A 12,206-nucleotide genomic window follows, 5' to 3' on the forward strand; every position below is an offset into this window, starting at 1 on the left:
ACCTCCTCTTATTTAAAAACCGAATTCACTTGTCAAATGAAGTACCTTATTATGTTTATCATCTTTAACTTGCAAATGAAGCTCAATAGTCCCATTGGTTTCGCAATTTTGTACATTATTATCATTTTTACAATGAATTGAGAACGTAGAACCCTCAAAATTGGAGCTGGTTTCTAGTAATTGATCGTTAATTTGAATGCCTGTAAGTGATTGGCCATTTTTTTCAAAGTTTACTAATTTAATTGTTGAAGTGATGACATCTTCATTATGTTCGTATGATTTCTGATCGAAATCATAAAAGTTAGTATTATTTTGTTTAGTAAGTGTGGTTTCTTTCGTTTCTTTAATATCGATACAGTTTTTTGTGGAACTGCCACATGAGTCCACGACATCAAAGGGCGTAGAGTAGAAGGTATTAAGAATCATAGATGTTACATAATCGGCATCATCGCGTAACTGGCCTTCAATATTTATTTTTTCATATAATTTATAACCGGTAATGAAGGCACTATATATAACGGGCAAGAAAATGGCTGAGATAGCGACAGTTACCAACAGTTCAATTAAAGTTACCCCACGTTTATCGAAGCTCTTCGCTTTTAACGGTTCCTTCAACGCTTGTCTGATATTCTTTATCATTGACTGCCCACCTCACTTCAACCTTTATTGGAATATAGTAATTACATGTGCTTTTTTTATTTTTGTTAGACTCGCTTTGATTGGGTGTTTTGCTATTTCCATTATAACAATCATCCATATTATCAGTTGAAACGAGGACCTCATAAGGAACATTATTTATCTTAATCGGTTCACAGCCCGCATTAATCTTTTCGTTTTTATACTCATACTGATTATTACAAATTTTTAAATGCAAAGAATGGTCACTTGATGATGCTTCTCCGTCGTTTATTTTTAAAAAATCATCCTTAAGTACTAGGAAATTTTGTTTCTCCATAAACATTAATGCATTTCGTGCTACGTTTACCGCCACTGTCTTTTTTTGGTTCGCATTTGTAAAGGTTCCAGCCTGTAGGAAAAAATGCATAAAAGTTAGCAAAATTATTCCTAATATTGTAATAGATAGTAAGACTTCAATTAATGTTATTCCTTCTTGATGTTGAAGTTTTTTTATAGGATTCATCGCATCACCTTCTTTTAAATTACTCGACTTTATTATACAATATATTTAATCAAAATCCGTCTTTATCCGACAATTTCTAGGATAATAGTCTTAGGAAGGGAGTTAATTAATGATTTCAATGATTATGTCCGTAATCGGGCTTATCATTCTGATACCTCTTATCTATTTCTTACCAATTGGTATACAGAAAAATGTGAAATGGATCATTGTTGTTTTTGCTGTTTTTTTAGTAGGAATAGGAAGCCTAGCATTAAATGTTATGGAGATATGGAAAATTGCACTTATTTTACTTTTATTAAGTTTAATGTTTGCTTACTTACTTGAAAAAAAGTTAGCGCATCATGTAGTAGAAGCGAATGATTTCGAAACTGACGAGGATGCATTTACAAATCAACTGCTTCACGAGGATGAAAGACCAGACGATACGTCTAGTGAGGAACTACCTATTGCAGATTATTCATTAGAAAAAGAAGAAAAAACGAGTTCATTAATAGAAACTACTGAATCAATGGTAGAAGAAGTAAGTGATGGGAAATATGAAGACGAGGAACCGGCCGAAATCGTTTTAAGTGATATAGAAAAATTGATCATGGAAGTAGAGGAAACAGATCATTACATAGAAGATCAAGATACTTTTGTAATGGAGGCAGCGGCTACCGTAGAATCCGATTTAGAGGAAATTACGCTTGATAGTGAATATGAAGTAGAGGATTCGCAAGATATTATAGAGACTGAAGAGATTGTTTCGACTAATCCGATTGATATCGCACATGAAATTGAAGAAATAGATTCAAGTGTTAGTGTTTACGATGAAATAGATGATAATCAAATGGTTGAAGAAAACAATCTTTTAAACGAACCACTAACAGAATTAACTGACATCGATGTTGAGTTACCCTTTAGCGAGGAAGTTGAAGAGGTAATTGTCGATCAACATCCCTCAAAAGAAGTAACTTTATTGCAGAAACAAGTAATATCATCCATGTTACAAGAACTTTTATTATTGAAAAATCAGTTGGGTAGCGGTCATTATGAAGAACGCATCATTCAACATCTTGACTCAAGTTTACCAGATGAAGATTACTATTCGTTTGCACATGTATTAATTGAACATTACATTTCCAATGGTGAATTTAAAAAGTTAGAACATTTTCTATTGGAGTTAGAAGATCGATTTAATCGGTACCCAGGTATTATGAAAGAATTAAACTATTTAACATCACTTGTAAATAATAAAAAAAGATAGGTGTGGGGATAAATGAAAAAAAGTATTGAAATAAAAAATTTACCAATCATTAGCATTGCCAATGGAATAGAAATTGGAAAAGTGAAAGATTTAGTCATTGATCCAGAGCAAAGTTCGGTTGATTTTTTGACGGTTGAACAGGAAAATTGGCAGGTAAGTGTAAAAGCGATTCCTTTTCGCAAAATTATCGGAATCGGTGAATATGCTGTAACGGTTGAAAATGAAAATGCGGTTATTGATTTAAATGAAATTCCTATTGCTAATCAGTTAGTGAATCGTAAAATAAAGATTATCGATACACGCTTAATGACAAGAAAAGGTCAGTTAGTTGGACAGGCAATTGAATTTTTTGTGAATGATGAAACAGGTCAAATTATTGGCGTGGAAATAAATTGGCAAGATCGAAAAGTTGTCCTTTCTTCCGAGTTCATCATCACTTTAGGAAAAGACATCATTGTTGTAACCGAAGAGGCAGTGGACCATTTTGTCGAATCAATAACAGAGTTATTAGAAGAAACCCCTATAGAAGAAGTAATTGAAGAAGCAGTTGTCGAAAATGAGGAAATCGTTGCTTTAAATCAGAAACAGACGGAAATGCTGTTAGGAAAAAGGGTAGCTGAAAATATCGTTGATTTATCAGGCAAGCAAATCATTGAGGCTGGTACGATTCTAACAGATGCTGACATTGCAAAGGCTAAAGAGGCCGGTCCTAACGTTTTTGTTAAATTAACAATGAGTATTGAATAAGTGCCGATAGAGGGGAGCGTCGAATGTGAATTATAAACGATTTTTGATCATTTTCACCACATTAATTGTATGTACGGTTTATTTATTTGCTTTTTCACATTTTGGCGCACTTGCTTACAATACCTTTTTGAATCCAACGAAATCCTTTTTAAAAGGCACCACGATTGGACCAATAAATATGGAAGGTAAGACTGCTCAAGAAGCTAAGGAATTATTAACAAGCGAGATTCAACAATGGAATGATCAGCTAAATATTACAGAAGAGTATATGGAAAAAAAAGAATCTATTCAATCATCATTTATTCTATTTGATATTAATGAGACGATCAATCGCGCAGAATCCGGAGAAAAGAACCAAATTATTGTTAGAATACCAGAAGCAAAACTTAAATCTGTTATATTGGAAGCATTTCCGGAACTTGATGAGGATTCGATTGATTTTACAAGTATTCGTCGTTATTTATCTGAACAAGCAGCAACACTTACATCTACTGATGTGAATATATCCATTGAAAACTTCATAGCTGGAGAAGCAAATAATCAAGCAGTAGTTGCAGAGTCACTTCGAAATGATACTTCCCTTACAAAGGGGTTAAAAGCATTTTGTAAACAAATTTCAACGATTGAAATTAAGAATAATACACAGTTTTCTCTTAATGATTTTTTGAAAAAGAATCAACTGAAACTTTCAAATAAGGATGTAAATATTATTTCCTCCTTATTATATGAATTAGTGTTACAAACGAATTTTCCTATCATTGAAAAAAACCAAAGTAGTAATTTACCAGATTATATCCATCTTGGTTACGAAGCTAAAGTCGATTCAGCTTTGAATCAAGATTTTATCTTTGCAAATCCCAATAAAACCACATATACATTGACATTTCAACAAATTGATAATGGGCTATACGTAGATATGAAAGGGATCCCTTTTGCCTATAAATATAATGCTGTTGTAAAAGATAAAAAAACCTTTTCACCAAAAACAATTGAGCAATACAGCGCATTATTGCCTGAAGGAACTGTAAATGTGAAAGAGATCGGTAAAAACGGTGTACTTGTGAAAATGATTCGTGAAGTACATAACCAAGCTGGAGAATTAATTAGTAGTGAAATGATTAGTGAGGATTTCTACCCACCACATCCAAGAATAGAGATTCATAGTTTACAAGCTGCTAAAAAAGATGAGACACCGGAAGATACCGCAACAATTGATGATAAAATAGACTCAACTATTGATAGCTCAGATGAATCAATTGATACAAATAATGAAGAATCTTCATCAACTTCGCCTACGAATTTAGAAGATGGCAAATCGAGTGAGACAAGTGATAAGTCAGCAAAGGATACGAAAAAAACCGATGAAATTGAAAAATCTAGCAAAAGTAGTGATGTAAAATGAAAACCGTGAAAAAACGTCTTGGTGATTTATTAGTAGAAACAGAAATGATTACCGAACAGCAATTGCAAATTGCTTTAAAAGAAAAAGGGCCAAATCAAAAACTTGGTGAGGTTTTTATTGAACGGGGCTATATTACTGAGCAACAACTTATTGAGGTGCTTGAATTTCAATTAGGCATTCCACATGTTAGCTTATTTCGATATCCATTTGATCCAAAGTTGTTCTCACTTATTTCCAAAGAGGCGGCGAAGCGAAATCTAATCATTCCATTAAGAAAAGATGCAGATAAATTATTTGTCGCGATGGCAGATCCGATGGACTTTTATGTAATCGAAGATTTACGGCTGGCAACTGGTTTTCAAATTGAGACGGCCATTGCGACAAAAGACGATATATTGCGGTCTATAAACAAATACTACAATTCCGAAGATGGGTTTGAATATATTGATGAGTTAGCTGAAAATGAGCCGGTTCAACAAGAAACAATTACTGATCAGGATTCCCCAATTGTTCGTATCGTCAATCAAATATTATCAAATGCAATTGTCCAAAAGGCCAGTGATATTCATATTGATCCGCAAGAAACAAAAATTACGGTTAGGTATCGTGTCGATGGAATATTACGTACAGAACGATCATTGCCCAAAAATATGCAAAGTATGTTGATTGCTCGATTAAAGATTATGGCTAATCTTGATATAACTGAACACCGAATCCCACAGGACGGACGGATAAAAACAACGATAGACTTCCGTCATGTCGATTTGCGGGTTGCAACCTTGCCAACCGTATTCGGTGAAAAAATAGTATTAAGAATATTAGATCTCGCAAGTTCTTTAAATGATATAAGTCAATTAGGTTTAAATAAAGTGCATTTACAACGATTTAAGCAATTGATTGAAAAACCGACTGGAATTGTTTTAATTACAGGTCCTACTGGATCCGGTAAATCTTCAACGCTTTATGCAGCTTTAAATCATTTGAATAATGAAGAAGTGAATATTATTACCATCGAAGATCCGGTTGAATATCAGCTTGAAGGAATTAACCAAATTCAAGTGAACCCAAATGTTGGGATGACGTTTGCTGCCGGTTTGCGTTCAATTTTACGTCAAGATCCAAATATTATCATGGTAGGGGAGATTCGTGATCGCGAAACGGTTGAAGTTGCTGTAAGAGCTTCATTAACAGGTCATTTAGTATTAAGTACAATCCATACCAATGATTCGCTTAGCACAATCACAAGATTATTGGATATGGGTGTGGAGCCATTTTTAGTTGCCTCTTCAATTAGCGGCATTATTGCACAGCGCCTTGTTCGAAGGGTGTGTCGGGATTGTGCATCGGAACATCCTCCGACTAAGCGGGAAATTGAAATATTTGCAAAACGGAATATGACCATTGATAAAATCATTCGCGGACGAGGCTGTTCATCATGTAATATGACAGGTTATCGTGGACGAATGGCGATTCATGAGGTTCTCATGTTTAATGATGAAATGAAACAGGTCATTATGAATAATGAACCATTTTCGAATTTACGCAAAATAGCAATCAAGCATAAAACAATCTTCCTAATTGATGATGGCCTGCTTAAAGTGAAGCAAGGCTTAACAACTACAGAAGAAATATTACGTGTGGCAGTTACGGAGTAGGGGATGAAATGAAAGATAAAATTGAAAATTTACTTCGTGCAGCGTTTGAATTAAAAGCTTCCGATATTCATTTAACAGTTGGAACACCACCAATTGTAAGAATAAATGGTGAGTTAAAACGCTATGGAAAAGAAATGTTAAGACCCGCTGATACGGAGGAAATGGCGAAAGCAATTATTCCTGATTATTTATGGACAACATTAAAGGAGCAAGGAGAGTTGGATTTCTCTTATGGAATTCCTGGTGTGTCCCGATTTAGGATTAACGCGTTTCACCAACGTTCATGCATTGCGATGGCGGTAAGAATTGTTCCTACCAAAATTCCTACAATTGATGAATTGGAGCTTCCGTCAATATTGAAGAAGATTGCTGAAAAGCAACAAGGGCTCGTTCTCGTTACGGGTCCAACTGGAAGTGGAAAATCAACGACGTTAGCAGCAATGATTGATTATATGAATGCAACGATGCGAAAGCATATTATTACTCTTGAGGATCCAATTGAATATCTACATAAGCACCGACTGTCCATTATCGATCAGCGAGAAGTTGGCTTTGATACGAGGAATTTTGCGAATGGACTAAGAAGCGCTCTTCGTCAAGATCCGGATGTAATTTTAGTCGGAGAAATGAGAGATTTAGAGACAATTCATACCGCAATCACGGCGGCTGAGACTGGACATCTTGTGTTAGGGACGTTGCATACATCCAGTGCAACATCAACGATTGATCGGATTGTTGATGTTTTTCCACCTTCACAGCAAGCACAAATTAGAATTCAGCTTGCATCTGTATTAGTAAGCATCATCTCACAAAGACTGTTTCCAACAGCTGATAAGAAGGGGCAAAAGGCGGCGATGGAAATTTTGATTAATAACTCAGCTATCGCAAATCTAATAAGAAGCGAAAAAGTCCATCAAATTCCTAATGTGCTGCAAACATCAAAAGGAAGTGGCATGCAATTGCTTTCATCTAGCGTAAAAGACTTAGTTCAAGCCGAACAAATTGCAAGAGAAGTGGCTTTACCATATTTAATGGAGCAGGATTTGTAAAATGGCGAGGTTTAAATATTCTGGACGCGATCGTTTAGGGAAAAAGACTGGTGTTCTCAATGCGGATTCCAAACGTGAGGCAATGATTCAGCTGAAAGCACAAGGAATTCGTGTGATTGATATTGAAGAAGTACCACAAACACTATTAACAAAAGATATTACAATTGGTAAACCTGTTAAGCTTCAGCATATCGTCATATTTTTACGTCAGTTTTCTACCTTAATCCAAGCAGGTGTAACGATTGTTGATGCGACGAAAATATTGGCTGAACAAACAGAAAGTAAATATTTAAGTAAAGCATTAGCCGATATTGAAACAGAATTAAGAGAAGGAAAGCCCTTTTCAGATGCTTGTGCAAAGCATACGAAAATTTTTGAGCCGTTATTTGTCAATATGATAAGAGCGGGTGAAGCATCCGGTAGTTTAGATGAAACACTGGAAAGATTAGCTGTCCACTATGAAAAACAGCATCATACACGGCAAAAGGTCGTATCTGCACTCGCCTATCCAATCGTTGTTGCAATTATTGCGATTGGGGTTGTTATCTTTTTACTAGTGGCAGTTGTTCCTACTTTTGTTTCCATGTTTGAAGATTTTGGCGGTAAATTGCCGGCTATTACTCAATTAGTTTTAAATGCCAGTAATTTTATGCAGAAATATTGGTATTTAGTTATATTAATACTTATTTTACTAGTGATGGGTATGATGGCATTAAGAAAAAATAAAGCAACGAAATACTATTTTGATTATTTCTTATTAAGAATCCCATTCTTTGGTTCAATTATGAAAAAGGCAATTATTGCGCAAATGACAAGAACATTAAGTTCTATGTTTACGAGCTCTGTACCGATTTTGCAAGCATTACTAATGGTTGAAAAAATTGTTGAAAATGAAGTGTATGTGAGAGTCATTCGACAATCTTATGATTCTTTAGAAAAAGGACAGTCACTGTCAGAACCGATGAAAAAACATTGGGCCTTTCCGCCGCTCGTCTCGCAAATGATTGCTATCGGGGAGGAAACAGGATCACTAGATTCCATGCTCGGAAAGGTTGCCGACTTTTATGAAAAGGAAGTAGAAGCAGCAACCGATCGCTTAAAATCACTGATTGAACCATTAATGATCGTTGTCCTCGCAGGATTAGTAGGAACGATTGTCACAGCCATTATTGTGCCGATGTTTGACATCTATAATAATGTTCAAACGTACGAATAAAATTTTTGTAAAACTACCAATTTTTATGTCGATATTTACTAGACCATCGGATATAATGATTTCAATAAGACTTTATTACTAGTTTAATAGAAAAATGGAGGGAAAAACGTGTTAAAAAAAATCGGTCAAAAGTTAAAAGAGCAAAAGGGGTTAACACTAATTGAATTACTAGCAGTTGTTGTTATCTTGGGGATTATCGCGGCTATTGCGATACCTAGTATTGGTGGGTTAATTGACAACTCGAAGAAAGATGCACATGTTGCGAATGCACAACAGATGATTAATTCTGCGAAGACTTGGGTTACGGGAAATGCCGAGGAGTTTACTGATTCAGATGGAAAAGCTATAACTCAAACTCTGTATTTGAAAGATATGATTAAAGATAATTTAATTGATCCTATGAAAGATCCGGATAAAGGTAATTATGATACAGAGAAATCATTTGTTTTAATAGAAAAAAGCGGTAGTGGTTATAAATATACAGTAACATTAATTAATGGTACTAGAGGTATTAAAGCCAAAACTTCCGATGAACTTAAAAGAAAAAATGTTGAAGATATAAAATAGTAGGGATAATAAGTGAATTTAATTATTTTCCTTTACGCCCTCCTCCTCGGCTCCTTCTTCAACGTCGTAGGACTGAGGGTACCGGTAAATCAATCAATCGTAAAACCACGGTCAGCATGTTCACATTGTCATCGGACATTATCGGCAATGGAATTGATACCTGTTTTTTCATATTTAATCCAAGGGGGGAAATGTCGTCACTGTAAAGGGCGGCTTTCTCCGCTTTATCCATTAGGCGAGCTGATAACAGCTATACTTTTTGTATTTGCCTATATACAGATTGGCTGGAATTTCGAAGTCATTATTGCTTGGACATTAATATCACTAATTATTATTATTTTCATCTCAGATATTGCCTATATGATAATTCCTGACAAAATACTTTTAGTATTTACAGGTATTTTTTTTATCGAAAGATTACTTTCCCCGCTTGATCCATGGTGGGATTCACTGCTCGGCGGAGCAATTGGTTTTCTGCTTCTTCTAGCAATCGCTTTTGTAAGCAAAGGCGGAATGGGTGGCGGAGATATTAAACTATTTGGTGTCCTCGGTTTCGTGTTAGGGTTAAAATTCGTCCTTCTTTCATTTTTTCTAGCAACATTATTTGGTGCTGTAGTTGGGATTATCGGTCTGAAGTTTGGAATCTTTAAAAAAGGGAAACCCATCCCGTTTGGTCCTTTTATTGGTCTTGGGGCACTTGTCACCTATTTCTATGGTCAAATAATCATAGATTGGTATCTTTCACTATTAACATAGTAGTTTTTAAAGGAGTTTTAGTAATGGGGCTGCGATTTATGCAACGTGATCAAAAAACAATAAATTTTATTTTTACCGATCATGCGATCCGATATTTAGAGGTAAAGCAGCGTTCACCACTTATTGTCCAACAGTATGGGGAGCGTCTCCTTGATAGTGGAATTATTAAAGATGGCCGCATCATCGATAAACAGCATTTAACCCTCATTTTACAAAATATTGTTGATGAACTGGGTGTGAAAAAGAGACCGGTACGCTTTATCGTACCTGATTCTACAATCGCAATCCGTAAGCTCACTATTCCTTCGGATATTCGTGATGATGAAGTAAAGGGATATATCTTTTTAGAAATTGGCACGACGATTCATCTTCCATTTGAAGAACCAAATTTCGATGTTGTGATTTTACCCGGAAAAAATAAGAAAAAGGAAGTACTTCTCGTAGCTACAGAGGAAGAAGTCATTCAATCTTATTTAAGTTTGTTAGAAGATGTATCATTAAAGCCGGAGGTTGCGGATGTTTCACCACTATCACTTTACCGCCTCTATTATAAAAATAATTTTATCCATGAGAATGATCATGTCATGCTGCTTCATTTTGATGAATCATTATTGACGATATCGATTTTTCATCAGCATATTCCTCTTTTTATGAGACCGATCGCCATTAATGAGGATGAAGATGTTTCCCTATCATCTTTAACACAGAATTCAGTGGAAAATAATGAAATCTATCAACTAGATGAAATCGTAAAAGATATTGGTCAGATCATGTCCTTCTATCAATTTACGATCCAAAAAGGGGAGCATCAGGTTAATCGAATATTATTAAGTGGGGATCATTCCCAACGTAATATGATTAGAGAGTATTTAACGGATCGTTTGGAAATAAGCATTGATCAATTGCCTTCAGAAGTTTTTCAACCATCATCGGATGTGACAATACCAAGGTCTTATAGTATTGCTCTTGGCTTAGGGTTAAAAGAGGTGCACTAATGTTAGTCGAAATTAATCTTATTCAAAAAAAAGAAACAAAATCACGAGCGCCTTTTTATATAATTATAGGGATTATTTTCGTTGCCGTAATTTTAAGTGTTCTCTTTATCATGCAAATTAATAATAAACATGGACAGATCAAACTACTTGAATCGCAAATTAAGAAAACAGAGGAATTTCGGATAGATGCGGAGCAAAAGCTGACTAGCTTTGAAAGTAATGATGCATACAAGCAATTAAAAACGTCTGTAGATTGGGCAGAAACTGTACCTGTTGATACAGTTACATTATTAAAGCAACTTGTATCATATTTACCGGAAAGAGGCTTTTTTCAAACTTTTTCATATAATGAGGATGGCTCAGTTAATATGACAATCCAATTTGATACGAGTAATGACGCAGCCTACTATTTGAGTAGATTAACTAGTGCTAAATGGGTTGAAAATGCTGAAATAACCGAAATTACAACAAACGATATTGAAAAAACGGATAATAAAGATACCCAAGTCCAAGAAGAAATAGCTGAACAAGAAAATAACGTGTTACCAAGATACATCGTTTCATACACGATAACGATTGATAAGCAATCCATTAACAAGCTGACAGAGGAAGAAACAGAAGATCAATCTAAAGGGGGGAACGGTCCGTGACCCTTCATTTTAATAAAAAACAAGCGGCAACGATTTTGTCTGTTTTCATAATAACTGCTTTAATCTTGCTTTTTCTTTACTTTAAATATTATCAACCTGCTGTTCAGCAGTTGGAAATGAAAAAAACGGAGCTACATTCAGATGAAAAAGGATTAGCGATGCTTCAACAGAAAGTAAATCAAATGGGTGAAAAAACATTTGAAAGCACGATTTCTTTGCAAAAAAAAGTACCTGTTAAACCATTAACCGATCAACTCCTTTTGCAATTAGATAAAGCGGAGACTGTGTCAGGTTCAACAATTAAGTCTATAAATTTTCTTACAGGTGAGGCAGCAAAAGGACAAGCAGAGACAACTTTAGAGGATTCAAATGAAACTAAATCAAATCAAAATTCGAAGAAAACGGTAGCCTTACCAACAGGTGTAAAAAGCACAACTGTAACAATCGCTGTCGAATCCCCGAGTTATTTTGAACTGGAAGAGTTTATCAAGCAGTTGCAGTCATTGCCAAGAATTATCGGGATTGAAAAAATTGATGTTAATGGTCCTACCGAAATGACAACGGATGATCAAGAAAAACAAACGATTGCGGTGACTATTACGGCGTCTGCATTTTATATGCCGGAGCTGCAAAGTTTGGCTGATCAGCTGCCAAAATTGGAAGTGCCATCAGCTAGTGACAAACTAAATCCATTTGTTCAATTCCCTGATACACAGCAAAATAATGATCAAACTCCATAACCTTTCAGAAAGGCACGTATTCATTATGAAGGTACTTAAAGG

13 protein-coding genes are annotated in these 12,206 nt (G+C 35.2%); 11 read left to right on the forward strand and 2 right to left on the reverse strand.

Translation table 11 applies throughout. The annotated features are described in order from the left end of the window. Nucleotides 1-12: 12 nt before the first annotated feature. Both I5776_RS07340 and I5776_RS07345 read right to left on the reverse strand, forming a co-directional pair. Nucleotides 13-639, reverse strand: coding sequence for a PilW family protein (locus tag I5776_RS07340; protein WP_202779860.1), 627 nt, complete (start codon nucleotides 637-639; stop codon nucleotides 13-15). Further along, the gene (locus I5776_RS07345) at nucleotides 581-1,141 is read right to left on the reverse strand and encodes a type IV pilus modification PilV family protein (RefSeq protein WP_202779861.1); all 561 of its coding nucleotides are present in this window, start codon (nucleotides 1,139-1,141) and stop codon (nucleotides 581-583) included. Before I5776_RS07345 ends, I5776_RS07340 begins: the two co-directional genes overlap by 59 nt. Nucleotides 1,142-1,250: 109 nt before the next feature. Between I5776_RS07345 and I5776_RS07350 the strand changes: the two genes are divergently transcribed. The 11 genes from I5776_RS07350 (at nucleotide 1,251) to I5776_RS07400 (ending at nucleotide 12,164) form a co-directional block, all read left to right on the forward strand. After that, nucleotides 1,251-2,387, forward strand: a complete 1,137-nt coding sequence (locus tag I5776_RS07350; RefSeq protein WP_202779862.1) for a hypothetical protein — start codon at nucleotides 1,251-1,253, stop codon at nucleotides 2,385-2,387. Nucleotides 2,388-2,399: 12 nt separating this feature from the next. Continuing rightward, nucleotides 2,400-3,134: a PRC-barrel domain-containing protein gene (locus tag I5776_RS07355; RefSeq protein ID WP_202779867.1), complete on the forward strand. Its 735-nt coding sequence runs from the start codon at nucleotides 2,400-2,402 to the stop codon at nucleotides 3,132-3,134. A gap of 25 nt (nucleotides 3,135-3,159) precedes the next feature. Then, a complete protein-coding gene (locus tag I5776_RS07360; RefSeq protein WP_202779872.1) occupies nucleotides 3,160-4,536 on the forward strand; it encodes a VanW family protein in 1,377 nt (458 codons plus the stop codon). Continuing rightward, complete coding sequence (locus tag I5776_RS07365) at nucleotides 4,533-6,191, forward strand: GspE/PulE family protein (RefSeq protein WP_202779874.1); 1,659 nt, start codon at nucleotides 4,533-4,535, stop codon at nucleotides 6,189-6,191. Before I5776_RS07360 ends, I5776_RS07365 begins: the two co-directional genes overlap by 4 nt. Nucleotides 6,192-6,199: 8 nt before the next feature. After that, nucleotides 6,200-7,240: a type IV pilus twitching motility protein PilT gene (locus I5776_RS07370; RefSeq protein ID WP_202779875.1), complete on the forward strand. Its 1,041-nt coding sequence runs from the start codon at nucleotides 6,200-6,202 to the stop codon at nucleotides 7,238-7,240. Nucleotide 7,241: 1 nt separating this feature from the next. Further along, nucleotides 7,242-8,456, forward strand: coding sequence for a type II secretion system F family protein (locus I5776_RS07375; RefSeq protein ID WP_202779876.1), 1,215 nt, complete (start codon nucleotides 7,242-7,244; stop codon nucleotides 8,454-8,456). A 108-nt stretch (nucleotides 8,457-8,564) separates the two neighbouring features. Beyond that, nucleotides 8,565-9,023 (forward strand): type II secretion system protein, encoded by a 459-nt coding sequence (locus I5776_RS21570; protein ID WP_281397294.1) that lies wholly within the window; start codon nucleotides 8,565-8,567, stop codon nucleotides 9,021-9,023. Nucleotides 9,024-9,035: 12 nt separating this feature from the next. Further along, nucleotides 9,036-9,779, forward strand: a complete 744-nt coding sequence (locus tag I5776_RS07385; RefSeq protein ID WP_202779877.1) for a prepilin peptidase — start codon at nucleotides 9,036-9,038, stop codon at nucleotides 9,777-9,779. Between the two features lie 23 nt (nucleotides 9,780-9,802). Then, entirely contained in the window at nucleotides 9,803-10,774 is a 972-nt protein-coding gene (gene pilM, locus I5776_RS07390) for a type IV pilus biogenesis protein PilM (protein ID WP_202779878.1), read from the forward strand. Then, nucleotides 10,774-11,424 carry a PilN domain-containing protein gene (locus tag I5776_RS07395; RefSeq protein ID WP_202779879.1) on the forward strand — a complete coding sequence of 217 codons (651 nt, stop codon included), beginning with the start codon at nucleotides 10,774-10,776 and terminating at the stop codon, nucleotides 11,422-11,424. Before pilM ends, I5776_RS07395 begins: the two co-directional genes overlap by 1 nt. Continuing rightward, nucleotides 11,421-12,164: a hypothetical protein gene (locus I5776_RS07400; protein ID WP_202779880.1), complete on the forward strand. Its 744-nt coding sequence runs from the start codon at nucleotides 11,421-11,423 to the stop codon at nucleotides 12,162-12,164. Before I5776_RS07395 ends, I5776_RS07400 begins: the two co-directional genes overlap by 4 nt. Nucleotides 12,165-12,206 lie beyond the last annotated feature (42 nt).

It is taken from the genome of Heyndrickxia vini (assembly GCF_016772275.1).
Classification (GTDB): Bacteria; Bacillota; Bacilli; order Bacillales; family Bacillaceae_C; genus Heyndrickxia; species Heyndrickxia vini.